The sequence below is a fragment of the Erythrobacter sp. NAP1 genome, assembly GCF_000152865.1.
Classification (GTDB): domain Bacteria; phylum Pseudomonadota; class Alphaproteobacteria; order Sphingomonadales; family Sphingomonadaceae; genus Erythrobacter.
In genome coordinates this window covers 3,062,573-3,087,203 of the sequence record NZ_CH672390.1, presented here as the reverse complement: position 1 = coordinate 3,087,203, position 24,631 = coordinate 3,062,573, and the positions used below count along the sequence as shown (strand labels likewise).

Here is a 24,631-nt window from a genome sequence, read left to right as displayed (position 1 = left end):
TGGCGCGCGATGGCCTTGAGAATCAGGCGAGATTGATCTCGCGAAGACGCTGCATCAGGAAGTCGTGCGAGCTGATCGGCTCCTGCGGCTTGGCACCCTTTTCACTCACGCAGCTTTCGAGTGGCGTGATCATGTAGTCAGGGCGGAAGTGCAGGAAGAACGGCATCGAATAACGCGAACGACGCGCGCCCTCACCGCTCGGATTGACGACCCGGTGCGTGGTCGAACGCAATACGCCCGCGGTCAGCCTTTCAAGCATGTCGCCGACATTGATGACGAGCGAACCTTCTTCTGCATAGACTGGGTGCCATTCCCCTGACTTGGTGAGGAGTTGCAGGCCTGCCTCCTCGGCCCCGAGCAACAGCGTGATCGTGTTGATGTCGCCATGCGCAGCGGCCCGGATCGCGCCTTCGGGGGCGTCTTCGGGGAGCGGCGGATAGTGAAGCAGGCGCATGACCGAATTGCCGTCTTCGACCGTGGGAGCGAAGAAATTGCGATCGAGACCAAGGTGAAGCGCAATCGCTTCGAGCACGCGAAGTCCGGTCTGCTCGAATGCCGCGTAGAGTTCGCTGAACGTGTCCTCGAACTCCTTGATCTCATCAGGCCAGACATTGGGAGCCATGTATTCGGCAAGATCGTGGCCTTCGGGAAGCGAGCGCCCGACGTGCCAGAATTCCTTGAGGTCGAAGACTTCCGCGTCTTTCGCCTTCTCCGTGCCGAACGGCGTATAGCCGCGCGCGCCGCCGCCGCCTTCGATCTTGTAAGCGCGCTTCACATCTTCGGGGAGCGCGAAGAACGCCTTCGAAGTCGCTTCGGCGCGGTCGATCAGGTCTTGCGGGATGCCGTGATCGCGCACGACGGCGAAGCCGAATTCGCCAAAGCTGCGGCCAAGCTCGTCGGCGATTTCCTCGAGCGGCTTTGCAAGTGAGACAGAAGCGATTTCGTTGGCGGATTGATTGTCGGTCATGAGGTTCATTTATATGGTCGCCCATCGGTGTGCCAAGGCCTTGATTGCCTGAGCCGCTCCTTAGGGCCGGGATTGCGAAGGAGTAATTGCGCCAGATCAAGATGTCGCAGGGGTTGCGACGTGCGGCGCAGATCGAATGTTCGGCGCTTTAGTCGTTTGTCGGCGGAGGGGAAGCGGAAATCTTTCCCAGAGCAAAGACCCCGTCATAGCGTTGAGGCTTGGTGTCGTCGTTCAAGTGAAAGCCGCGCTCCATGGGCGGGCGACTCGGGCCGGCTGGATGCGCCTTGCATGACACCATGTCTGAGGTGACCGGCTTGGTCGGATCGAAGTCAGCGCCCACCTCAAGTTGGCAGCCCCAATTCTCGCCGCCATCGCTGTGCATGACCAGCGACACCACGCGGTTTGCCGGAGCCAGAAGGTTGGCCATGGGGCGGGTCGGGGTCTGGCCCAGGACCGCCGGAAGCTTCTCGGCATGGAAACCGCCAACCAGAACGACAATATGTGCGTAATCGCGCGCCTGTGAGGCCTCGCGAATATTGGCGGCCTGCGCTGCCTCGTGCGGCTCCTGTCCGGGCAATCCGGCAAAGGCGGCGCGCTGCGCATCGCCATTCGCGCCATTGAACGCGACGATGTCGATGTCGCGCCCCGCTTCCTTGAGGGCGTGCAGCCGTTCGAGCATTTCCAACATTGCGAGGCTCGCAACGCCATCCTGCCGCGTGCCCCAGTCGGACACTTCGGCAAACAGCGCCGCACGAAACTCATCGTACGGCTTTGCCCAGGCGCGCTGGAAACCGTCATCATCCGGCGAGGAAAACTCGATCGCAAGCAGGACAGGACCATCCTCGGCAACGGCGCAGATGTACTCCGCTGTCGCTGCCGGAGCTTCGACGGTCCCATGGCTTTCGCCCAGCACCAGATACTTGCCCCGCGCCTCGCTTGCGACCGTCTCCCAGCCCGGCAGCGGATCGCAAGCCTCCCCCGGTGACCCCGATGCGAGCGCGATGGTGAGAGCGAGCGACAGGGCAGACATGGACGGCCTCTTCTAAAGCGGCAGGAAGATACTCGCGAGCGCGGCGCTCATCAGGTTGGCGAGGCTGCCCGCAGCCAGCGCCTTGAGGCCAAGTTTCGCGATCACAGGTCGCTGGTTCGGGGCAAGGCCGCCCGTCACCGCCATCTGGATCGCGATGGACGAGAAGTTGGCAAAGCCGCACAGCGCGAAGGTGATGATCGCGCGGCTGCGCTCGGTCAGTACGCCGCCCGCATCAACCGCCGCCATCGCGCCAAGGTCGATGAAGGCGACGAATTCGTTGAGCACGATCTTGGTACCGAACAGTCCGCCCGCAATGCGCGCCTGCTCCCAGTCGGCGATACCGATGAGGAACATGACCGGCGCAAAGACATAGCCAAGCATTTTCTGGAAACTCAGCGTCGAAAGCCATTCAGCCGTTTCCGCACCAAAGGGCACGCCAATTCCGGCAGCAGCGGCGACGATCCAGCCACCCACGCCTGCGAGCAAGCCATTGGCAAGAGCGACCAGAGCCACGAAAACCATGACCATCGCACCGACTGCGACCGCAAGCTTCACGCCGGTCTGCGTGCCTTGCGCGGCGGCCTCAATTATATTGGCAGGGCGGTGGCCTTCCTCGAAGGTCTCGGCCATTTCGACCTCGTCTGCCCTGCCCGTCTCTCCAATTGCTGCAGGCCCGGTTGCGCTGATGCGCGATTGGGGAAGCTCTACCTCTTCGCCGTTCTTGCCCACCATCGTCACACGGCTCACCTGATCGGTGGGCGCGGTGCCTTTAGCCTGGGCGCTGCCGCTTGCCTGCAGGCCGACACCGGCGCTGGGCTGCATCGGTTCTTCGGGCATATCGGGCATGATAATCTTGGCCATGAGGATACCGCCGGGCGCGGACATGAAAGCCGCCGCCAGCAGGAACGGCACGGCTTCCGCCCCGATAAAGCTCGCATAAGCGGCAAGGATCGTCCCCGCGACACCGGCCATGCCGACGCTCATCAGGGTGAACAGGCGCGCTGGGGGTAGTGCAGCAAGATAGGGCCGCACGACCAGCGGGCTTTCCGACTGACCAACGAAGATATTGGCCGCGCTGCCCAGCGCCTCGACCTTGCTGATTCCGGTGATCCAGCCGATCGCCCCGCCGACCCAGCGCACCAGCTTCTGCATGATGCCAAGGTGGTAAAGGATCGATACGATCGCCGCGAAGAACACAATCACCGGCAAAGCGGCGATGACGAAAGTGTTGGCGAACGGGTTGTTTTCAAAGGGCCCAAAAACCGAGGCGATCCCAACCTTCGAGAAATCAAGAAGCGCGATAACGCCGTCGGAAAGGAACTGGATCAGTGCGACGCCGAAATCCGTGCGCAGCACCAGCAGCGCCATGAAAGCCTGCAACGCGAAGGCTGCGCCCACGACGCGCAGGTTGATGTGCTTCCTGCCCGAAGACAGCGAATAGGCAATGCCCAGAATCGCCGCGATCCCGATCATGCTGAAAATTACCGAAGTTACGCCTTCACTCATGTACCCGCACTCATACCCTTGCGCCCCTCGCAGGTCTTGAACCCAAGCGACGCGGACCCTCATTTGTTGTTCTGTCGAGTTAGCAACCCGTCGCGCAGACCTTCCCGTCGGGACGTCCGCTGCACGGGTCATAGGCGTGGCAGCTTGTGCGCGAGCGCGCAAGAGGACTCTGTCAACCGCGCGGTTGACAGCTTTGGCCCCCGTGCTTTTCTTTTGGCAAGCGCTGGCTTAACGCCGTGTCACGATGACCGAGACCAAGCCTGCGCCTTCGACGCCTGAGACCGACGCACCCGATTTGATGGGCTCGTTCCCAATGGGCCTGTTCGTTTACATCATCCTCTATGGAGGAATGACAGTTCTGGCGGGCGTGGTCGCTTACAAGCAGGTCCAGTTATGGCCCACGCCGCTCGCCGTGGAAGCCGGGATTTTTCCGTTCCTGTTGCTGGTCGTAATCACAAGCACGATTGCCCAGCTTTACGGCAAGAAACTCGCCAACCGGCTGGTCTGGGTGGGCTTTTTGCCGCTCGCTTTGTCAGCGGCGCTGATCTTCCTTGTTCTCTCACTGCCGGCCTCGGTCGAGATGCTAGAGTTCCGCACCGACGATCTTGCTGCGTTCGAACGGGTTCTTGGCCAGACGCCCCGCATTCTCATGGCGGGGCCTGCGGCTTACATCACCTCGCTGCTGCTCAATGTGTGGATCTTCTCAAAGCTACGGGGCGAAGGGGAAGCGTCAACGATCGGTTTGATGATTCGCGGCGCGATTGCATCGGCGCTTAGTCAGGCGATCGATTCGGTGATCTTCATCACGCTGGCCTTCTATGGTGAATTCGACATCACCGACCTTCTGATCGGTCAGGTGCTTGCAAAGGTCACACTCAGCATCGTGCTGGTGCCCTTCCTCATCACTTTCGGTGTCAAACTCGCCAAGTGGCTCGACGCCCGTCAGGCGACGGCTAACTAAGCTTAGACCTTGCTGGCTGCGTCCTTGATGGCCCGGCGAATGCTCATATAGGTCGCACAGCGGCACAGGTTGCCGCTCATCGCACTATCGATATCCGCGTCGCTGGGACTGGGGTTTTCCGCGAGCAGAGCCGCTGCCGACATGATCTGACCGGACTGGCAGTAGCCGCATTGAGGCACTTGGTTTTCGATCCACGCCTCGCGGATCGCATCGGCCGCTCTTCCGTCGACGCCTTCGATGGTCTTGATCTCGGCACCATCGAGCGAATCGTGCGGCGTAATACAGGAGCGTGTCGGGGAGCCGTCGATGTGAACGGTGCATGCGCCGCATTGCGCGACCCCGCACCCGAACTTGGTACCCGTCATCTTTAAATGATCGCGCAGGACCCAAAGCAAAGGAGTGCCGGGCGCGGCGTCGACCGTCTTGGGTTCGCCGTTGATCGTAAGCCTAACAGCCATCTGGGCCTCCTTCCTTATGCGTTGTCGGTTTGCGGGATCGTCAGGCGTGAACCCTGAGCGCCGATGATGGGCAGGGTGCGGATCCGGTGCCCGGTGGCATTGAAGATCGCGTTCGCCAGCGCCGGCGCAGCGGGCGGCGTTGCCGGTTCGCCCACGCCCGCAGGCGGCGCGTTCGATCGCACAATCTCCACCTCGAAGGCGCGCGGCGCTTCTCCCATTCGCATCAATCGCCAACTGGGGAAATTGTCCTGCACCACTGCCCCGCCGCGAGCTGTGATTTCGCCATAGAGGGCATTGGACAGGCCGTAGATTGTTCCGCCTTCCATCTGGGCACGGACATGGCGCGGATTGATCACTGTGCCAGCATCAACCGCAAGCCACACGCCGGGAATGCTGAGCTCGCCGTTCTCGCCAACCGCAACCTCGATGACGGTCGCGATATAGGACAGGAACGAGCGGTGTGCCGCGATCCCGAGCCCGCGGCCATCGGGCATGTCGCGCCCCCAATCGGCCATATTGGCCGCGATGTTCACGACATTGCGAAGCCGTGCGGTCTCGATCGGATACTCTTCGAGCGAGGCGTCGTAATTGGAGTAGGTCGCCCCTTCCGTGCCAGGATCGATTTTCCGGTCTGCACCGATGAGATCGAGCAGATAGTCTTTCTGGTCGCGCCCTGCCGCGTGAGCCATCTCGGCGGCGAAGCTCTGGACGGCAAAGGCGTGGTAGATGTTGGAGACCGAGCGTAGCCAACCGATCCGCAGATGGCCCTTGGCATCACCCGATTCGACCCGCAGGTTGGGCACGGCAAACGGCACGTCGGTCGCGCCAAGGCCCATTTCCCCATCCGTCGGCGTCGCCATACCGTCAACGAAGGTCGAGGCAATCGGCGGAAAGACCGTGCGGTGAAGATAGGCGGTGCAATTGCCTTCCTCGTCGAGGCCCGCCTCGCAAAATTGCGCACTCACCGAATGATAAAAGCCGTGAGCAACCTCGTCCTCGCGCGTCCAGGTGACTTTCACCGGCCTGCCGACTTCCTTCGCGATCAGCGCAGCCTCGACGACGAAGTCAGGCTTTGACTTGCGGCCAAAAGCGCCGCCAAGCCACGTCGCGTTGACCGTGATGTTCTCCTTGTCGATGCCAAGCACTTCAGCCAGCACGTTGCGCGTCGACTGGGGGTCCTGCACGCAGGCCCAGCAGGTGAGCGTATCGCCGTCCCACTCTGCCGTCGCAGCGGGCGGCTCCATCGGTGATTGCGAAAGGTGCGGCGCGTAATACTCCGCCTCGATCCGGGTGGCCGCCGATGACAGCGCCGACGCCGTGTCGCCGCGCGACCTGCGCATCGTACCCCTCCGGCGCGCGGTGGCTTTCATCGCCTCGCCGTAGCTTTCGGAATCGTACCCCGCATTGGGCCCATCGCGCCACGTGACCGCGAGCGCGTTGCGCCCCTCGATGGCTGCCCAGGTGTCTTCGGCAACAACCGCTACCCCGCCCATGGCGTTGAACACCGCTGGCGGCCTTGCGTCGGGTAGCCTCACGGTTCGCAAGACGCCCGGCACTTCGAGGGTTGCGGCATCATCGACACTGCCCGTGCGCCCAAATACCTGCGGCGGACGAGCGACGACTGCATAAACCATGTTCGGGCGGTCGACATCGATCCCGAACGTGCCCTCACCCTTCACCAGCTTGGGGATCGTGAGCGATGGGACTTCCTTGTTGATGAAGCGCCATTCGTCAGGCTGTTTGAGCGTGATTTCGTCTTCGGCTGGAATCTGAAGACGCCCCGCAAGCTCAGCGAGATTGCCGTAGGAAAGCGTGTCGGAATTCTGATCGTTACTGACCTTGCCCTCGGCGGCGGAGCATTGTGCAGGATCGAGCTCCCAGTACATGGCAGCGGCACCGATCAGCATCTGCTTCATCGCCGCACCAGCAATCCGCAAACGATGGAAATTGTAACGAACCGAGCGCGAACCGTCGGTGTTCTGGTCGCCATAGCGCTCGTGCCCTTCGGCCTGGACGATCTCGACATTGTCCCAGTCGGCATCGAGTTCATCCGCCACGATCTGCGCCATCGAAGTCCAGACCTGCTGCCCCATTTCAGAGCGATGGCAGGTGATCTTGACCGTGCCGTCTTCCTCGATCGCGATCCACAGCGTTGGCGTTGCATCGCCGCCCTTGACCTCGGTCAGCGGGCTGGGGCCAGCCTCGGGCAGATCGAAGGCGTTGGCATCGACATCTGGCTCAACATAATTCGAGCAACCGGCAAGCGTTACGCCAAGCACGAACAGGCCCGAACCGGTCACAAAACCTCTGCGGCTGAGATTGGTCAGCTGCGAGCGCCCAAGCCCGCCTCGCCGCCCTCCTTGCGCCCTGGAATGATGCCGATATCGTGCAGAAACATGGTGCTCTCTCCCAGGGCCCGTCACACGATCTTGGCCGATCCACCCAAAGGAGGCAATATCGGCAACTAGGTGCATGCGTGATGAGAGAGAGAATGGTGAGCCCTGCTGGGTTCGAACCAGCGACCTACTGATTAAAAGTCAGTTGCTCTACCGACTGAGCTAAGGGCCCCCATGGGGTCGCGTGCGGGCCGTGGCGGTTGTAGTGCCCGGCGCACATCGGAGCGCTCACCTAGGCAGGGTAGCCTTTCGGGTCAAGCGGGCTTTCAACTGTCGCACATTTTGGCCCGAAATCGGATCGCGCCAATCAGGTACGATCGCGCTTGCCGGGGTAAGTACGAAGTCGCGCTCACGAAGGCCTGGATGCGGGATAACAAGCTCGCGGCTGCGCCACACACCGCCGCTCCAAAGCACGATATCGAGGTCGAGTACCCGGTCCCCCCAGCGCCGGGATCCCCGTCGCCCAAACTCGCTCTCGAGCCACTTGAGGCCCGCGAGCATCGCCTCGGGATCATACTCGCTCTCGACCAGCGCAGCGGCGTTGGCAAAACGGCGCCGCGCTGCGCCCATCGGAGCAGACGAGATGATCGGCGAGCGCGCAGTGACCGTGCCGAGCGCAGACAATTCCTCCATCGCTGCGCGCACCACGCCCTTCGGCAGGCCGTAGAGGTAGTGCCGGCGATTCGATCCCAGCGCGATGAGGAAAGTGCTGCTCAAGTAATATGTCTCAGATGTCTTCGGCGATGCGGCCGTAAAGCTGCGGGCGGCGGTCGCGGAAAAAGCCCATGCCAGCCCGGTGCGTGGCGGCTCGTGCGAGGTCAAGCGTAGTGACCAGCACGCCGCTTTCAGCCGCGCCAAACTCCTCCACCAGATCGCCCCATTCGTCGCTGATGAAGGAATGGCCGTAAAAGCTCTGCTCTCCCGCAGGCCCTTCTGCGCCGATGCGGTTCGAAGCGATGACCGGCATGCAGTTCGACACGGCATGCCCGATCATGGCGCGGCGCCACATGCGGCTGGTGTCGAGATCGGCGTCGTATGGCTCCGAACCGATTGCGGTGGGGTAGAGCAGCATTTCTGCTCCTTTAAGCGCCATCACCCGCGCGCATTCGGGGTACCACTGGTCCCAGCAAATGCCGACACCGATGCGCACCGACTGCCCCTGGTCGCCGCGCACGTCCCACACCTTGAACCCGTCATTGCCGGGCCGGAAATAGTACTTCTCCTCGTAGCCCGGACCGTCGGGAATGTGGCTCTTGCGATAGGTTCCCAGCACCTCGCCATCAGGGCCGATCATGGCGAGCGTGTTGTAATAGTGATGCCCGTCGCGCTCGAAGAAGCTGGTCGGGATCGCGACCTTCAGACGCGCCGCAAGCTCGCGCATCGCGATGACGCTCGGGTGCTCTGCAGTCGGCTTGGCGAGCGCAAACAGCGCCTCGTCTTCCTCGCGACAGAAATAGGGGCCGGAGAACAATTCAGGCGGCAGGATCAGCTTCGCGCCTCGCTGCGCAGCCTCTTCGACCAGCGCGGCAACGGCGGCGATGTTATCGGCCTCGTCCTCGCGCTGAAGCTCGAGCTGGAGGGCGGCGACGGTGAGTGTGCTCATGGGGATGAGCGCTTACTTCTCCCGCAGGGCGAAGTCCACTTGCACGCTGACGCTGCTGGTCGTCTGGCCCGGCATGATGGTGGAGCCATTGCTTGTCTGCTCAACGGATTCGGGTCTGATCGACATGGGTGGAGGCGGAGCAACCGGCGAAGGCGGGGCGTAAGCGGCGGCATCCATCGCGGTTGCCATCGCTCCGCCAAGATATCGCCCGCCCTGCGATCCGCCCGCATCGCGGATGTAGAGCACGCGCGAGATCTCCATGTCGGCCGCCTCGGCATAGGCTTCGGCGCGTTTGCGGGCGTTGGCATAGGCATTGGCGTAGGCCATGTTCGCCGCCGCCTCGACATCGGAGATACGCAATTCGGGACCAGAAACGATATTCGCGCCGACACCAGTGACAGCGGTGACCGCCTGGCCTGCCAGATCGACGTCACGCACCCGCACGCTCAGCGTGTTGTATGCCTGAAACTGCCCGCGCCTGTCGCCGTAATTGATCCGCTGGACGTTGACGGCGCTGGTCTGGATGTCCTTTTCCTCGATCCCGAGTTCGAGCAGCGCGGCGACGATCTGGTCGATATCTTCCTGCGTTTCCTCGCTCGCCTGCTCGGCATTGCGCGCCCAGTTCTGGACACCCGCCTGAAAACGCGCTTCGTCGGGGCGCATGTCGGCTTCGCCCGTGGCGCTAACCGATAAAAGCGTTTCAGCGCGGTCCACGCCGCGCGGATCGCCCGTAGACGAACAGCACGCGGCCAGCGCAAGGGCAAGCGCCGATGCGCCAGCGAATTTGAGCATAGTCATGTCCATATTCTCCATTGGCGAGACACTCGCCGATGGAGAATATGGTGGTTTTTCAATGTGAACCGGCTTTGAACGCAGCTCTCAGTGCGACGCCGTCACTCTTCGCCGGTCTTGCGGAAGAGCAGTGTCATCCGGTCGCTTTCGCCGATGGCGGTGTACTTGTCGCGGTCCTGATCGCCGAGCGCATAGGTCGGCGGCAGCGTCCACACGCCTGCCTCGTGATCGGCGGTGTCGGCGGGGTTCGCGTTGATTTCCGAGCTGTCGACCAGTTCGAAGCCATTCTCGGAGAAGAAATCGACGAGGTCGGCTTCTTTCACATAGCCCGCATTGCCGTCCGCGAATTCATCATCTGCATCGGGCTTGGCGCGGTGCTGGACCACGCCGATCACGCCGCCGGGTTTCAGCGTATCGCGCAGCGCAGCGATCTCGCTTTCCGCGATCCCCCAGCGCAGCAGGTTGTGCATCATGCGGATGATGAGGACCGTGTCGACCGTGCCATCAAGTTCGTCAGGGATCGAATCCCCGAAATGGAACGGCAGCTTCTCAGCCTCGATGCCGAGCGCCTCGGACTGTTCGGCGGAGAAGTTCTCGCCCCCTTCGCGCACCCGCGCCTGAAAGTCAGCTCCCAGAGAATCGATGCCTTCGGGTGCAAAGCCGACCGCGATATATTGGCCATCCTCGGCAAGGTAGGGCGCAAGGATGCGCGTGTACCAGCCGCCGCCCGGCGCGTATTCGATCACGGTCTGATCCGGTGCCAGCCCGAAGAAAGCGAGCGTTTCGCCAGGATTGCGAAATTCATCGCGTTTTGCGTCATCGGCGCGGCGTTCATCCGCGAGCACTTCAGCCAAAGCATCGTCGTCGATCACGTTGGCTGCCGGTTCGTCATCGCTCGGTGCCTGTTCACCGGGCGCGCAGGCCGCCAGTGCAAGCACGCTGGCAGCCGCGATGGTCCAATGGCGCACAGCGCCCTTCGTCGAGGTCATCATGTTTCCTCTCCCTGTTCTGTGATGTGCACGCTCGCCCCCGAGCGGGTTGCTCAGTCCGCCTTGCGGAACAGCAGCGTCATGCGGTCGCTTTCGCCGATCGCCATGTAGCGTTCGCGGTCCTGATCGCCGTAACGAAGGATCGGAGGAAGCGTCCAAACGCCGCCTTCCCAATTGGCGGGATCGTTGGGATTGGCGTTGATCTCGCTTTCGCCGGCGAGTTCGAACCCGTTGGCTTCGAAAATCGCGACGACGTCCTGCTTGCGCATATAGCCGCGCTGGCGTGCGCCGTAATCATCGTAGCTCGCGCCTTCAGGAGCGCGGTGCTGCACGACGCCGACCATGCCGTCGTCCTTTAGCATCATGCGCGCAGCCTTCAGAACGCTGTCAGCCGAATTGCCGATATTGAGGCCGTGCATCGAACGGAAGATCAGCACGCGGTCTACCGTGCCGGCGACATCCTCAGGCATTTCGTCGGTTTCGAAAGCCATCACTTCGCTGGCCTCGACACCCATGCCTTCGGCGAGCGAGGTCTTGAAGTTCTCAGTCCAGCCCTTGGAGCGCGCTTCCTGTGCGCGTGTGTTGTAGCTGCGGCCATCGCTGTCCTGATTGAACGCGATATATTGGCCCGCAGGCATCAGGTAAGGCGCGAGCACGCGGGTGTACCAGCCGCCGCCCGGACCATATTCGGCGACCGTCATGGTCGGCTCGACCCCGAAGAAGTCGAGCGTTTCGGCAGGGTTACGATATTGGTCGCGGGCGCGGTCATCGTCGCGGCGCTCGTGCGCAAGCACGTCTTCAAGCGACGGCGCGGCGGCGTCCATGTGAGCCTCTGCTGCAACAGGCGCGGTAAAGCTGACCATGGCGGTCCCAGCGGCAAGCGCGGCGAGCGGAGCAAGCAATTTAATGTTCATGACGGCGAGTCCTCTTTCTCCAGTGTCGTGGAGAGACTCCTGACGCGCCAAGGCCGTCATGACAAGGCATCTGATCGAATGCGGCCCTACCACTGGCAATACCGGTCGGCCTCCCTATGTCGTTGGTCGAAAAGGAGACTGATTAGACATGGAACAAGCGATCATTGCAGGCGGATGTTTCTGGTGCACCGAGGCGGTGTTCCGCGATGTCGTAGGGGTAAGCGAGGTCGAAAGCGGCTATATCGGCGGCACGGTCGATAACCCCACCTACAAGCAGGTCTGCACCGGCAACACCGGCCATGCCGAAGGCATCCGGGTAACGTTCGACCCCGACGTGACAAGCCTTGCCGAAATCTACGACATGTTTCTCGGCACGCATGATCCGACCCAGCTGAACCGGCAGGGCGGCGATATCGGCACGCAGTACCGCAGCGCGATCTTCCCGCTTTCCGCAAGCCAAGGCGAGGAAGCCAAGGCCGCGATCGGGCGCTGGAATGCAGAGAATGGCAAAATGGCCGTGACCACGATCGAAGGGCTCGAAGGCGATACGCAGACCGCGGCCTGGTATCCGGCAGAGGATTACCACCAGGAATACTGGGAAGGCGAAGGCCAGCGTAATCCCTATTGCCTCGCCGTGATCCCGCCCAAGCTGATGAAGCTGAGAAAGAGCTTCCAGAACAAGGTGAAGGCTTAAGCCGCAACCGATCGGAGCGCCGGTAAGAGGGGAGAGGCGATGCCCGACTATTCGAACAATCCATATGCGACCGGGCAAGTCATCACGAATGACGGCTCGGTCGCATTTGACTGTTCGCTCGATGTGCAAAAGCTGCCCTGGCTGACCCTCCCGCCCCATCATCCTGTCGTAATCCAGACGCAGGCGTTCTGGACGGCCGTGGGCGCTTCGGTCGCGCTTGCGGGGCTTGAGGCAACGCAGTGGAGCGCGCTGACCTGGATCGATTGGGAACTGGGCGATGGATCGGGCGGACACGCGGTGCGCGGCGTCTACACCCGCGATGAAAGCTCCGAAAATCCCGCTTACGATGTCGTGCTTTTTAACGCTGCCGACTCGGTCATCGTGACCATTCGCGGGCGCGGTGTCGTGTTCCGCAACCGCAATTTCGAGAAATGGCGCGAAGGGGCGAAGGAAGAGGCGCGCAAGGCCGCTCCGCAGGACGATTTCGTTTACGCCGAGCGCGAGGCGTTGGGCCTGACAGAACACGAGCGCGTGCTCGTTGCGCCCTTCCAACCTGGCGCTGATTATGTCGAAGCCTTGGTGACCCCGGCGAACGGATTTCCTCCGGGCAATCCGGTGATCGGCGGTTCGGGCGATCATGTAAACTCGACCCACTTTCACGAGATTGCCCGCCAGGCGCTGTTTCTTATTAAGGGGCGCACCGACATCGATACGAGCGGCGAAATGACGCTCAACCGCTATGTCGAGCTCGGCACGCCGCTCAGGCTCCAAATAAGCGATCAGGCGGATCGCTCGATCACTTTCGAGCTTCGTCAAATGGACCGGGCCTGCGCCGAAATCACCCTGCGCTGGTAAGCGCGCTCACAGGACGAAATAGGCGATCGCAAGGCTCGCCATTACGGCAATTGCGAAGAGGTTGAGCGCGCGGAACGCTTTCGACGGGCGCGCTTCTTCGGGCATGGAGCAGCGTGTCACCACAAGGTGGTTCAGCGTCGCAATCACCGGCGCTCCGACAAAGGCCGCGCTGGTCGCAAGGTCCAGCATCGCGGTGAAGCTGCTGGTGAAGGCGTAAAGCACGGCAGCGGTCAGCGCGATCAAGACCGGGATTGCGATGCGGTAGACGATCGTGAACTGCGCCTCGGTCTCTGCACCCACAGTTTGCTGCCACACCGATGCGACGTGCCGCCCCCCGATATCGAGCGCGGCCAGCACCGTCGTCGTCATCACAGACAATGCTGCGATGGAGGCCAACACCGCTGCGCTTTCTCCTAGCGTGCTCGAATAGAGCGCGATGATCTGCTGCGCGAAACCGGGTGCGCTGGTTTCAGGCGCGATGCCATCGGCGTGCATCACGCCCGCTCCGATCACGCAGAAGCACAGCGCAAGAAACGCCGTCATCACATATCCCGAAGCAAAGGCGCGGCGCGCATCGGCTAGGCCCGACTGGTGATCCTTGTCCTCGCGGCTCTCAGCCTCGGCGATCCACATCGAGGTCGTCACCGACACGTCGAGCGGATTGGGCATGAACCCGGCGAGCGCGACCACGAACAGAATTGCGCCCGGATCGCTGACCCAGCCAAGCGCGCCAATCGTGCCCCACTCGACACGCGGCAACACGAAAGCGGTGACGAGCAGCGTCGAAACCGCCAGAAACGCGACCAGCACGCGGTTGATGAGGTCGAGCCAGTCATACCCACCGATCAGCAGCACCGCCCCTGCCGCTGAAAGCACGATCAGCGCGAGGAGCGGTACGGCGATGTCGATCCCGAACACCGCGATTGCGATCCCAGCCGTAGCCGATGCGAGGGCTGCGTAGATTATCGGCACGACCAGGATTGCGAAGCACGCAAAGACGATCGGCGCCCACAGTCCCAGCTCGCGATAGCCGTGAAGCAGCGACCGGCGCGCCGCGTGGCCGTAATCGACCCCGAAACGAAAGGCTGGATATTTGAGGATACAGGCGAGCGCGATCACGCCCATCAGGCCCAGCCCGTAAACCGCGCCCGCCCGCGTCGATTGAATCAGGTGCGATGTCCCGATGGCCGCGCCCGAAAACAGCAGCGCGGGACCGATGATGCGCCACATTGGCCTCTCCCCCTCGTGTCAGAGGGGTGGCACATCACGGGTGTGAGCGCAAAGCGCGCCGGTCAGCTTTTCCGCCAGCGCGCCACGAAGAACCCGTCGAGACCGCCTTGCTCCGGCAGCATGCCGGGATGCGTGCGGACATGGCCTTGCGCTGTCGGCGCAAGGCCGGCGGGCAGTTCATCCGCCGCGATCGGCATTGGCTGCAGTCCAAGCTCGGAGTCGATCCACGTCGCCTGCTCCTCGCCCTCCTCGCGTTCGAGCGAACACACCGCATAGACGAGCGTGCCGCCAGGCTTGAGCAACTCGGCAGCCCGCGCGACGAGGCCGCGCTGGATCTCGACCATCTCTGCAATCTGGCGCGCGCCGATGCGGTGGAGCACATCGGGATGGCGGCGGCAGGTGCCGGTCGCGGTGCAGGGCGTGTCGAGCAAGATCGCATCGAAGTGATGCTTCGGCTCCCATTGCATCGCATCGGCGCGAACCGGTGAGGCCTTCAACCCAGTGCGCTTGAGGTTCTCCTTGAGAGTGCCGAGCCGCCGCTTCGAGATGTCGAGCGCGGTCACGTCCCAGCCTGCGCTCGCAAGCGCCATTGTCTTACCACCCGGCGCAGCGCACAGGTCGAGCGCGTGGCCCTTCCCCTCACCAATCACCATCGAAGGGATCATGGCGGCAAGATCCTGCACCCACCAAGCGCCGTCCTTGTAGCCGTCGAGGCTTTCGATCCGGCTGCCGCGCGGGATGCGGACATGGCCGGGCGCAAGGCTCTCCCCGCCAAGCTTCGCCTGCCACTGCGGGGTTTGCTTGGCATCCTTGATGTGCAGGTCGACCTCGGGCGGATGGACGAGGCCGGGCGCGATCTCGACCGCCCTATCGCCCCACCGCTCGCGCACGTTCTCAGGCAGGGTCGGCACATCCGGCAGCGCGACCTCGCGCTTCATCAGCGTCGAGAAAACACCATGCGCGAGCCTACGCGGCCCCCCGGACAACAGCGGCAGGCCGGTCGCGATCACCGCGTGCGGCGGAGTCTCGAGCCTGAGCGCCTGTGCGAGCATCAACCGCAGAACACTGCGCGGCTTGGCATCGTCCGGGAGCCGCTGCCGGGTCGCGCTGTCGATAAGAGCGTCGAGGTCGGTCAGCCAGCGCAGCGCCTCCCCCGCAATCGCACGGGCAAGCGCCTGATCATTCGCATCTCGTACATCGCGAAGCGCGCCGGGTGCAGCTTGCTCAAGCGTCTCTCCCCGGCGCAAAACGGCGTCGAGCATCTTGAGCGCAGCGCGGCGCGCGTGGATTCCGGTGGGTGTTGCCATTGCGACAAGCCCCTAACGGGACTTGAAACCATGCGCCAGCTTGTGCGTATCTATGAGTGTATGACTCAGGAAAAATCCAAGACCGCAAAAGACTTCCAGAAGCCCGCGCACTGGACCAACGATCCGCCGCCCGAGCCGAAAGCCGTCGATCCGATGAAGGACGAACCGCGCGAGATCTCTCCCACCCGCTATGGCGACTGGGAAAAGAACGGCATCGCCTGGGATTTCTGACTAAAGACGCTAGCGCGGCCTAATTCGGAAAGTCCGGCTGAAGGCGGGAGCTGACACCTCTTCCCACTTCGAAATTCGCTGCGTATCGAACGATGCCTCTCATGGTAACACAGGTTACCACGCTGATTTCGCCGTCGCGGCGAAACAGCTCGCACATCCCGATCGCTGGGCGCCAACGGCGATCTTGCTGACGGGTTTCAAGGATTTTCCACCTCTCACCGTCCGGTTGTGTTCGAAACCCCACAGCAAACCTGCGGCCGGTGTCGATGAAGCTAAATACGACATTATCGCCCGCGCGCTCAATGCGAACAGAATCGCAATCTACGAAGAACACGCCTTCAGCAAGGAGCGGGGCGTAGCGATCGGCATAAAAGCATTGCCCTTCGCCGATCTCAGGCAAATCCTGCGCGCTGACGGGTGCTGCCGCCACGGCTGCGACAAAGGCGACGCCCATGGCGAAGAACCGGTTTCGCGCTGTCATGCGAGCTGATTTGCGCCGCATTCGCTGCACGAAAGCTAAACCGTCACAGCGGCTTGAAGGTGACCTTCAGGCCGTCCTTGGGCTGCGGGATCGGCCAGGGTTGCCAGTCGGGCGCGTAGCCTTCGGGCGCTTCGATGCGATAACGTTGCAGCAGCTGCGCCATCAGCACCTTCACCTGCATGTAGGCAAAGTGCAGGCCGAGGCACATATGCGCGCCGCCGCCAAAGGGCACCCATGCGTATTTGTGCCGCGCCTTCACCTTTTCGGGCGTGAAGCGCATCGGGTCGAAAGTCTGCGGATCGTCCCAGTATTCGTCCGAATAATGCGTCCAGTAGATGTTGATTCCGACATGTGTGCCCGCCGGGATGCGGTAGCCACCGAACTCGAAGCTCTTAAGCGCGCGGCGCGGCATCGAGGGAACCGGCGGCATCATCCGCAGAGCTTCCTTGAAGGCCATGTCAGTCAGCTCAAGCTTTCCGAGATCGTCGTAGTCGAGCGGACGCGGATTGCCGTCGCCATCAGGGCCGCCGGTCACCGCGACGATTTCCTCGCGCAGCTTTTCCTGCCATTCGGGATTGATCGCGAGATAGTAGATCAGCGAGGTCGCCGACGAGGTAATCGTATCGTGCGCGGCCATCAGCAGAAAGCTCATGTGGTCGACAACTTCATCAACGGGCAGCAACTCGCCATCTTCGCGGGTCGCGGTCGCGAACTGGCTGAACATGTCCTGTCCGCCGCCTTCCTTGCGCCGCCTAATCGTTTCGGCAGTGAGGAACTCGACCATGAACTTGCGCCCGTCGACGCCCTTTTTCATCTTGGTGAAGGGCAGCGGGCTGCGCACGGGCGCGACGCTGGCCTGCACCATGTCGACAAAGGCTGTGTTGATCGCGTCGGCTTCGGGCCCCCACGGAATGCCGAGAAAGCTGTCGGCAGCAAGGTCGAGGGTGAGCGACTTGATCGCGGGGTAGAATTTCATCTCCCCTTCCCACTTCGCGACTTCGCGCGAGATACCCGAGTTCAATGAGCCCGCATAATGGCGCATCGGACCCGGCTTGAACGCGATCGAAAGCGCGCGGCGGTCGATCCGGTGGTGATCGAAGTCGAGCAGCATCAGCCCGCGCGGAAACAGCTGGTCGAGCACCGGGCCCCAGCCCTGTTCGGAGGAGAAGATCTTGTCCTTGTTGAACAGGACAAGCTCGTTCGCCTCAGCCCCGATCAGCGCGACGTTCCAGCCGCCGAATGCGTGGGTCTTGTACACCTTGCCATAGTTTTCAACCATGTAGCTGGTGAAAGCGTGCGGGTCGGCAAGCGTGCGGAAAGTGTTGCCAACCAGCGGCCAGCCTTTTTCGCCCGGAATGTGATCGAGCGCGTCATCTTCGGGCACGCCTTCGGACCAGTGCTTTGGCGCGGCTTCTTCGCTCGCAGCTTCTTGGGTGGTGTTGTCTTCGGGCGATTTGGCAAGCGTTGCCATCAGTGGCGGCTCCGGTATTGGGCAGGTAAGGTCGGTCGGTATGCTATGTGCTACTTACCACAGTGTAAATAGACGTGCACTTAACCTGATAGGACCGATCCGCCCATTCGCGTGGCCGCGCTCAGATCCAGCCCGATAGTTCTCGCCGGATCATCGCATCGAGCATGACAACGCCCGATTGCGATACGTTGAGGCAGTCGAGCACCGCATATTGCTCGCCCCCCGCCTCGAGAAATTCGTCGCGCCCTTCGAGCGCCAGTTCCTCAAGCGTCTCGACGCAATCGGCAGCAAAGCCGGGGGCTGCAACAACGAGACGCTTGGTGCCCTTTTCGCCTTCCTCGATAAGCGTATCGTCGGTGGCAGGTTCAAGCCACTGCGCCGGGCCAAAGCGCGACTGGAAAGTGGTCTTGAACTCCACCCCCTCGAATTCGGGCCGGGTTTCAAGCCGTTCGCGTAGAAGGCGTGCGCTCTTGTGGCAGTGGCAGTGATAGGGATCGCCGCGCTCAAGCGTGCGTTGAGGCATGCCGTGAAAGCTCAGCAGCATCGTCTCGGGCTTGAACGAGAGCGCATTCACCTGCCGCGTCAGATCGTCAGCGAGCGCGGTGAGGTAAAGGTCATCGTCGTGATAAGGCGGCAGGAACCGTAGCGCGGGTTGCCAGCGCATTTCGCGCAGCACGCGGGCGACCTCATCGAAAACGGTCGCGGTCGTGGCGGCACAATATTGCGGATACATCGGCGCGATCAGGATGCGATCGCAGCCCTTTTCGGTCAGCTCTTTGAGCCGTTTTTCGATCGAGGGCTGGCCGTAACGCATCGCATAGTCGACGATTACGTTCTCGCCGAAATCATCGGCAATCGCCTCGGCCTGACGAGCGGTGATGTCCGCCAACGGCGACCCGCGGTCGGTCCATATCTTGGAATAGGCTTGCGCGCTTTTCTGCGGCCTTGTGTTGAGGATTATGCCGCGCAGGATCGGCTGCCACGCGATAGCCGGTATCTCGATCACCCGCCGGTCGGACAGGAATTGCTTGAGATAGCGCTTCACCGAACCTGCATCAGGGCCATCGGGCGTGCCCAGATTGACCAGCAGCACGCCGATTGAGCCGCTCGATACGGGCGGGTGATCGTTAGGAAGGTGCTGCTTTTGCCAGGTCATGTTTCGCGGGTATCGCCTTAATTCTCGTGCCGAGCCCATATACGTTCTCGTCCAGCCCGTGGAGGCAGACGCGATCCCGCACGCCATGGTGTCAGATTTTTACAGTCCGCTTGAAAGTAGGGGCAAGCGGCGAAGTCGCAACCCTGTAGCGGAAAACAGGGCATTGGCAATCGCCGGAGGGGCAACCACCGTGCCCAGTTCGCCCGGATCGGCAGGCGCGGCTTCACTGGGGAGGAAATCGACATCGATCTCGGGGCAATCGGCAAGCCGAGGCAATCCGAGATCGGCGTAGTCGAAGCTCGCCGGAAGGCCGCCGCGCATTCGCAGCGCGTTGCCAAGCGCAATGCCGATGCCGAACATGAGGCCGCCTTCGATCTGCTGGCGGGCGATGTCGATATTGACGATCCGCCCGATATCGACCGCTGCCGAAAGCCGCGCAACGCGCACTCCGCCTTCTCCGCGCCGCGCGGTGGCCACACAGGCGATGCGCGCGCCCGTTTCCGCATCGCCGATGCGGTGACAGGCGAGACCCTGTCCGCTCTGGTTTACGCCGCCATCCCACTCGGCCATCGAAGCGGCGCGCTGGAGGCAGGCGGCAAGCCTGATATCACCGCCAAGCATGCTCATGCGGTAGGACAGCGGCTCGCGATTGTTCTCGGCCGCGACTTCGTCGATGAAGCTTTCGATTGCGAAGGCGCTGACCTGGTGCGCATTGCCGCGCACGCGCCCGGCGGGGTAGCCCGTTTCAACCGGTACATGGTGCACACTGACGCTCGGCAAATCGTAAGGCGGTACAGCCCCTTCGAGCGCGAGTTCGTCCTTCTGGCCGGTCGTGTCGCGGATCGCGGCGGATGGGATGAGGTTGCCGAACAGGCGACGGCCGAATTCGTGGCTCGACGGCTGGCAAGCAACGCGCACCCGCATCGCGTCGATCGAACCCTGTCCACCCTCGGCCAATTGCGCTCCGATCAGCACGCCTGCGGGCGCGCGGGGGCGCGACCGGATGAGTTCATCGCGGCGTGGCCATGTCAGCTGGACCGGGCGGCCAAGCTCTTTTGCGATGTGCGCGATTTCGATAGCGTGTTCATGCTCAAGCCGCGCATCGAAGCTGCCGCCTGCGGGCATGGGGTAGAGTGCGACGTCCTCGGGCGAGATGCCGACCGCTTTTGCCGCCGCCTTACGAGCCTGTTCGGGGGCCTGGCTTGCAATCCAGAGTTCGAGCCGCCCGCCCGACCAGCGCGCCGCCGCGCTCGCGGTTTCGACCGGGGCGGCATGGGCGGGCTCGACATCGTAGCGTCGCGCGGTGTCGACGCGGGTCATGCCCTCTTCGCCAAAGCCGGTTTCGGCCACGAGATAGCTGTCGCCCGAGCGAAGCAGCGTCTCGATCCGGGCTTCGATATCGGCGCTGTCGACAGGGTAGCTGACCGTGAATTGCGGGGCCATCGCCTCCAGCGCGCGCTGGGCGCTCCACCACGTTGTCGCCGCCACGGCGAGCCAGCGCTTGTGCCGCACCGCGCCAACGATCCCGCTGATGCCCTCGGCGGCCGCCTCGTTGAAGCCGGTCAGCTCGCTGCCATTGTTGGGCCCGTGTCGGATCGCGGCGTAGACCATGCCGGGTAAGCGCACATCGGCAGCAAAGCGGTACGAGCCGTCGACCTTGGAGGGCAGGTCAATGCGCGGAAACTGCGGAATTGCGCTGACATCGTCTGGCAGGCTGCCGGGAGGCGGATTGTCGCTCGGGGCTTCGGGTCGTAGCGGAGGGGGATCGGGCGGAGACTGATCGGCGGCGCCGCCTGCAAGCTCACCGAAGGTGGCGCTTTTATCACCGTGGCTGACGATGCCGCTCACGACCTGGCATTCTTCCCAGGCAACGCCCCAGCGATCCGCCGCTTCGAGCGCCAGCATCGCACGAGCGGCCGCTGCGGCTTCGCGGGCGGGAGCCTCGTAGGCGGCGAGCGAGGTGCCATCGGCGGTCGCGGTGAACCGCTGCGCCCTTGCAAAACGCTGCGCAAGCATGTCGTCGGTGGTCTCGGAAACGCCAACCGATACCGGGTCCCACAGCTCCGCCCAGCGCTCTGCAAGCGGTACGTTGGGATAGGCCGAGGCGACCGGTGCTGGCTCCACCGCAACCTGCCGCCAGTCTGCACCCAACTCCTGCGCAACGATCTGCGGGATCAGCGTCGTAACACCCTGCCCCATCTCAAGCTGAGGCACCGCGACCGAGACGACGCCATCCTCGGCAATCTTGATCCACGCGCCGAACAGATGCTCGCCGCTCGCCGGCTCTAGCGGGTTCGCGTAATTGCGCGGCAGGAACCACCACGCAACCAGCAACCCGCCGCCAACGGCAGCGCCGGTCACAAGGCCGCGGCGGGTCACCTGCATCGCGTCAGATCGCTCCGTTGGTCAGCCAGCGATCTAGCTTGTCAGCCACAGCCATGAACGGCGCAGCGCCCTCATCGTCACCGGCAGCAGGAGGTTTGCCCGCATCGCCTGCAATCCGGGTGTCGATGGTGAGCGGAATGCGGCCAAGGAACGGGATCTTGAGCGCGTCGGCGAACTTTTCCACCCCGCCCTGGCCGAAAGGATCGGAGACCTCGCCGCAATGCGGGCATTCGTAGCCTGCCATGTTCTCGACCAGTCCGATGATCGGCACCTCGCCATCCTCGAACAATTGCCCGGCGCGCGCCGCATCGAGCAGCGCGAGGTCCTGCGGGGTTGAGACCAGCACCGCGCCATCGGGCTTGCTGTCGGCCATCATCGAAATCTGCACGTCGCCCGTTCCCGGCGGCAAGTCGATCAGGAGAAGCTCGGTATCGCCCCACGCTGCATCGACCAGCTGGCCCAGCGCCTTGCCCGCCATCGGTCCGCGCCATGCAAGCGCCTTTCCAGGAGGGACGAGGTGCCCCATCGAGAGCACCTTCACCCCGTGCGGGCTATCGACCGGGACCAGCTTGTCGCCTTGCGTAAGCGGCTTTGCGCGGTCGGTTGCGAGCAGGCGCTGTTGCGAAGGGCCGTAGACGTCGCCGTCGATCACACCGACCTTGCGGCCTTTTCGCGCCAGCGCGACCGCGAGATTGGTGGTGAGAGTTGATTTGCCGACGCCGCCCTTGCCCGACCCGACAGCTATAATCATCCGGCGGCGGCGATCCGCGATCAGCGCGACATGCACCGTCTCGACGTCATCCAGCTTGCTGATTTCGTTCTCGATCAGCCCTTCAAGCTCTTCGCGAGCCTTCGCGCCAAGGTCTCCTGCCTCGGCAACAACGATAGCTCGCCCGTCCTTCAGGCGCAGCGAGCGCAGGCGCCCGTGGATCTCGATCGGCAGAGCCGCGCGCAGGCGCGCTTCGTCGTCGGCAGGGTTCGCAGAAGGTTTTGGATCGTCAGACATATTGCATCGGCCTCTATCACCAAAATCGCCCCTAACACCAAAATCGAAGCGCCAACCCCTGTTTTTCCCCAAAAGGCGTTCCTATAAGGAATGCATGCGAATGTTTGACGGCTTTAAAAAGCAATTTGGCCTTGCGATGGCGGGAAAGAAAAATCCCTGGGGTGGCTCAGGCGGTGGATCGGGTGGAGATGATGGCTCGGATGGCGGTGATACGCCAACCGGTGGTGGCTCCGACGGCCCGCGCAATCCTTGGCTTCCCGGCGGGAAGGGCGGAGACAAGAGCGGCGGCCGCCGTTCAGCCTCCATCGAAGACATCTTCAAGAACCGCGGCCCCGAAGGCCCGCGCCGCGCTGGCGGCGGTGGCGGCATCAAGCTGCCCGAACGCCCCGGCGGCGGAAGCTGGGTTCCGGTCCTCATCGCAGCGGCGCTTGGCCTGTGGGTCATCATGTCGAGCGTTCACTTCGTTCAGCCGGGCGAAGCGGCCACTGTCACCCGCTTTGGCGGCAAGTATGTCGGCAGCTACGGGCCGGGTACCAACTGGTCCTATCCTTATCCGATCAGCGTGGTCGAAACCGAAAACGTGATCGAAATCCGGACCGAGGAAGTTCCGACCAAGCTGATCCTCACGGGCGACCAAAACCTCGTCGACCTCAGCTATTCGATCCGCTGGAACATCAAGGACCTGACCCTGTTCCAGTTCCAGCTTGCCGACCCGATCGAAACCGTGCGCGAAGCGGCGGAAACAGCGATGCGTTCATCGGTTGCTGAAAAGACGCTTGATTCGGTGATCTCGGGTGAAGGGCGCGCAGACATCCAGGAGAACGTGCGCATGCGCATGCAGTCGATCCTCGACGGTTACGGCGCAGGCATCGCGGTGCAGGGTATCGAAATCGACAAGACCGACCCGCCCGAAAGCGTGGTTGAGGCCTTCAACGACGTCCTTGCCGCACAGCAGGATGCCGAGCGTGAACTGAACCGTGCGCGCCGTTATGCGCAGCAGGTGCTCGCCCGCGCCGAAGGTGACGCCGAAGCGTTCAACCAGATCTATTCGGAATATGCGCTTGCGCCCGAAGTGACGCGCCGCCGCCTCTATTACGAGACAATGGAAGCCGTGCTTTCGCGTACCGACAAGACGGTGATCGATGCCGATGGCGTAACGCCTTACATCCCCTTGCGTGAAGTTGAGCGGGGTCGTTCAAGCGCCGCCCAGCCTGCAACGCCAACGGGAGGCCAGTAAGATGCAGAACGTCTGGAACCAGTATAAAATCGCCATCATCGCGGTGGCCTTGGTCCTGATCGGTGCCGCCTCGACGCTATTCGTGACGCCCGAAACCAAGCAGGCCGTAATCATCCGTACGGGTGAACCGCGCGAGATCGTCAACATGTACACGCCTGAAGACCCTTATGGTCAGACCGGCGCAGGCTTCTGGTATCGCATCCCGTTCATCGACCGGGTGCAGATGGTCGAACGCCGCGTGCTCGATCTCGACATGGACAACCAGCAGGTTCTCACCAGCGACCAGCAGCGCCTTCAGGTGAACGCCTATGCGCGCTTCCGGATCATCCAGCCGGTGACGATGGTGGAACGTGCAGGCGACGAAGCGCGTCTGCTGACGCAGCTGTCGCCGATCCTGACCTCGGTGCTGCGCCAGGAACTGGGCCGCCGCACCTTTGCAAGCCTGCTCACGGCAGATCGCGGTACGGCAATGACCAACATCCGCGACATCCTCGACGAACAGGCGCGCGAATATGGCGTGCAGATCATCGACGTGCGCATCAAGGCGGCCGACCTTCCCGAAGGCACTCCGCTTGAAGCTGCCTTCACCCGGATGATCTCGGACCGGCAGGAGCAGGCCGAGACGATCCGTGCACAAGGTCGCAAGAACGCGCAGATCATCCGCGCCGAAGCCGATGCAGATGCGGCCAGCACCTACGCAGATGCCTACGGCAAGGACCCGGATTTCTACGATTTCTACCGGGCCATGGAGAGCTATCGCCAGACTTTCATCAATGGGGAAGGAAACTCCTCGATGGTGCTTGATGCGGACAACGAATACTTCAACCAATTCAACGGTCGGCCCTAGGTTCGGCGGATGAGAGATGGCTGAAGACCTCTGACCGACGAAGCGCTGATCTGACGCTACCGATTACAAGCGTCTTCATTCAGCGTTCAGCGCATCTGCCCTCTTTGTTGGGGCG

Annotated in this window: 23 protein-coding genes and 1 tRNA gene; 6 read left to right on the top strand and 18 right to left on the bottom strand. The window is 62.7% G+C overall.

What is annotated here, in order from left to right; translation table 11 throughout:
- Positions 1–22: 22 nt before the first annotated feature.
- The 3 genes from NAP1_RS14920 to NAP1_RS14910 all read right to left on the bottom strand — a co-directional run bounded on the left by NAP1_RS14920 (position 23) and on the right by NAP1_RS14910 (position 3,503).
- Positions 23–976 (bottom strand): isopenicillin N synthase family oxygenase, encoded by a 954-nt coding sequence (locus NAP1_RS14920; RefSeq protein WP_007166162.1) that lies wholly within the window; start codon positions 974–976, stop codon positions 23–25.
- A gap of 139 nt (positions 977–1,115) precedes the next feature.
- Positions 1,116–1,997 carry a hypothetical protein gene (locus NAP1_RS14915; protein WP_007166161.1) on the bottom strand — a complete coding sequence of 294 codons (882 nt, stop codon included), beginning with the start codon at positions 1,995–1,997 and terminating at the stop codon, positions 1,116–1,118.
- A gap of 12 nt (positions 1,998–2,009) precedes the next feature.
- A complete protein-coding gene (locus NAP1_RS14910) occupies positions 2,010–3,503 on the bottom strand; it encodes a NupC/NupG family nucleoside CNT transporter (RefSeq protein WP_007166160.1) in 1,494 nt (497 codons plus the stop codon).
- Between the two features lie 244 nt (positions 3,504–3,747).
- On the opposite strand from NAP1_RS14910, the gene NAP1_RS14905 reads away from it, so the two are divergent.
- The gene (locus tag NAP1_RS14905; protein ID WP_007166159.1) at positions 3,748–4,464 is read left to right on the top strand and encodes a queuosine precursor transporter; all 717 of its coding nucleotides are present in this window, start codon (positions 3,748–3,750) and stop codon (positions 4,462–4,464) included.
- 2 nt (positions 4,465–4,466) lie between these two features.
- Here NAP1_RS14905 and NAP1_RS14900 read toward each other — a convergent pair whose 3' ends face one another.
- From NAP1_RS14900 to NAP1_RS14865, 8 genes are all read right to left on the bottom strand, one after another.
- A complete protein-coding gene (locus NAP1_RS14900; protein WP_007166158.1) occupies positions 4,467–4,922 on the bottom strand; it encodes a (2Fe-2S)-binding protein in 456 nt (151 codons plus the stop codon).
- A 14-nt stretch (positions 4,923–4,936) separates the two neighbouring features.
- The gene (locus tag NAP1_RS14895; RefSeq protein WP_007166157.1) at positions 4,937–7,222 is read right to left on the bottom strand and encodes a xanthine dehydrogenase family protein molybdopterin-binding subunit; all 2,286 of its coding nucleotides are present in this window, start codon (positions 7,220–7,222) and stop codon (positions 4,937–4,939) included.
- A gap of 192 nt (positions 7,223–7,414) precedes the next feature.
- A tRNA-Lys gene (locus NAP1_RS14890) sits at positions 7,415–7,490 on the bottom strand.
- Between the two features lie 56 nt (positions 7,491–7,546).
- Positions 7,547–8,035 (bottom strand): 2-amino-4-hydroxy-6-hydroxymethyldihydropteridine diphosphokinase, encoded by a 489-nt coding sequence (gene folK, locus NAP1_RS14885; RefSeq protein WP_007166155.1) that lies wholly within the window; start codon positions 8,033–8,035, stop codon positions 7,547–7,549.
- Between the two features lie 10 nt (positions 8,036–8,045).
- A complete protein-coding gene (gene aguB / locus NAP1_RS14880) occupies positions 8,046–8,921 on the bottom strand; it encodes an N-carbamoylputrescine amidase (protein ID WP_007166154.1) in 876 nt (291 codons plus the stop codon).
- 12 nt (positions 8,922–8,933) lie between these two features.
- Entirely contained in the window at positions 8,934–9,719 is a 786-nt protein-coding gene (locus NAP1_RS14875) for an SIMPL domain-containing protein (RefSeq protein ID WP_241761227.1), read from the bottom strand.
- Positions 9,720–9,814: 95 nt separating this feature from the next.
- Positions 9,815–10,705 carry a class I SAM-dependent methyltransferase gene (locus tag NAP1_RS14870; RefSeq protein ID WP_007166152.1) on the bottom strand — a complete coding sequence of 297 codons (891 nt, stop codon included), beginning with the start codon at positions 10,703–10,705 and terminating at the stop codon, positions 9,815–9,817.
- Between the two features lie 50 nt (positions 10,706–10,755).
- Positions 10,756–11,616: a class I SAM-dependent methyltransferase gene (locus NAP1_RS14865; RefSeq protein WP_007166151.1), complete on the bottom strand. Its 861-nt coding sequence runs from the start codon at positions 11,614–11,616 to the stop codon at positions 10,756–10,758.
- A 148-nt stretch (positions 11,617–11,764) separates the two neighbouring features.
- On the opposite strand from NAP1_RS14865, the gene msrA reads away from it, so the two are divergent.
- Entirely contained in the window at positions 11,765–12,310 is a 546-nt protein-coding gene (gene msrA, locus NAP1_RS14860; protein WP_007166150.1) for a peptide-methionine (S)-S-oxide reductase MsrA, read from the top strand.
- 39 nt (positions 12,311–12,349) lie between these two features.
- Complete coding sequence (locus tag NAP1_RS14855) at positions 12,350–13,165, top strand: hypothetical protein (RefSeq protein WP_007166149.1); 816 nt, start codon at positions 12,350–12,352, stop codon at positions 13,163–13,165.
- Positions 13,166–13,171: 6 nt separating this feature from the next.
- Here the strand turns inward: NAP1_RS14855 and NAP1_RS14850 are convergent, their stop codons facing one another.
- A complete protein-coding gene (locus tag NAP1_RS14850; RefSeq protein ID WP_007166148.1) occupies positions 13,172–14,395 on the bottom strand; it encodes an NRAMP family divalent metal transporter in 1,224 nt (407 codons plus the stop codon).
- Positions 14,396–14,457: 62 nt separating this feature from the next.
- Complete coding sequence (locus NAP1_RS14845) at positions 14,458–15,702, bottom strand: RsmB/NOP family class I SAM-dependent RNA methyltransferase (protein ID WP_007166147.1); 1,245 nt, start codon at positions 15,700–15,702, stop codon at positions 14,458–14,460.
- Between the two features lie 60 nt (positions 15,703–15,762).
- On the opposite strand from NAP1_RS14845, the gene NAP1_RS14840 reads away from it, so the two are divergent.
- Positions 15,763–15,933, top strand: a complete 171-nt coding sequence (locus NAP1_RS14840; protein ID WP_083776338.1) for a DUF1674 domain-containing protein — start codon at positions 15,763–15,765, stop codon at positions 15,931–15,933.
- Between the two features lie 19 nt (positions 15,934–15,952).
- On the opposite strand, the gene NAP1_RS14835 is transcribed toward NAP1_RS14840, so the two are convergent.
- The 5 genes from NAP1_RS14835 to NAP1_RS14815 form a co-directional block, all read right to left on the bottom strand.
- A complete protein-coding gene (locus NAP1_RS14835; protein ID WP_156777292.1) occupies positions 15,953–16,387 on the bottom strand; it encodes a hypothetical protein in 435 nt (144 codons plus the stop codon).
- Between the two features lie 70 nt (positions 16,388–16,457).
- On the bottom strand, positions 16,458–17,885 hold the full coding sequence (locus NAP1_RS14830) for a cytochrome P450 (protein ID WP_007166144.1): 1,428 nt from the start codon (positions 17,883–17,885) through the stop codon (positions 16,458–16,460).
- A 121-nt stretch (positions 17,886–18,006) separates the two neighbouring features.
- Complete coding sequence (hemH, locus tag NAP1_RS14825; protein ID WP_007166143.1) at positions 18,007–19,041, bottom strand: ferrochelatase; 1,035 nt, start codon at positions 19,039–19,041, stop codon at positions 18,007–18,009.
- Between the two features lie 99 nt (positions 19,042–19,140).
- The gene (locus tag NAP1_RS14820; RefSeq protein ID WP_007166142.1) at positions 19,141–21,426 is read right to left on the bottom strand and encodes a xanthine dehydrogenase family protein molybdopterin-binding subunit; all 2,286 of its coding nucleotides are present in this window, start codon (positions 21,424–21,426) and stop codon (positions 19,141–19,143) included.
- 4 nt (positions 21,427–21,430) lie between these two features.
- The gene (locus NAP1_RS14815) at positions 21,431–22,432 is read right to left on the bottom strand and encodes an Mrp/NBP35 family ATP-binding protein (RefSeq protein WP_007166141.1); all 1,002 of its coding nucleotides are present in this window, start codon (positions 22,430–22,432) and stop codon (positions 21,431–21,433) included.
- Positions 22,433–22,532: 100 nt separating this feature from the next.
- Here NAP1_RS14815 and hflK point away from each other — a divergent pair, with 100 nt between their 5' ends.
- Both hflK and hflC read left to right on the top strand, forming a co-directional pair.
- Positions 22,533–23,669 carry a protease modulator HflK gene (gene hflK, locus NAP1_RS14810; protein ID WP_007166140.1) on the top strand — a complete coding sequence of 379 codons (1,137 nt, stop codon included), beginning with the start codon at positions 22,533–22,535 and terminating at the stop codon, positions 23,667–23,669.
- Between the two features lies 1 nt (position 23,670).
- Positions 23,671–24,516: a protease modulator HflC gene (hflC, locus tag NAP1_RS14805; RefSeq protein ID WP_007166139.1), complete on the top strand. Its 846-nt coding sequence runs from the start codon at positions 23,671–23,673 to the stop codon at positions 24,514–24,516.
- Positions 24,517–24,631 lie beyond the last annotated feature (115 nt).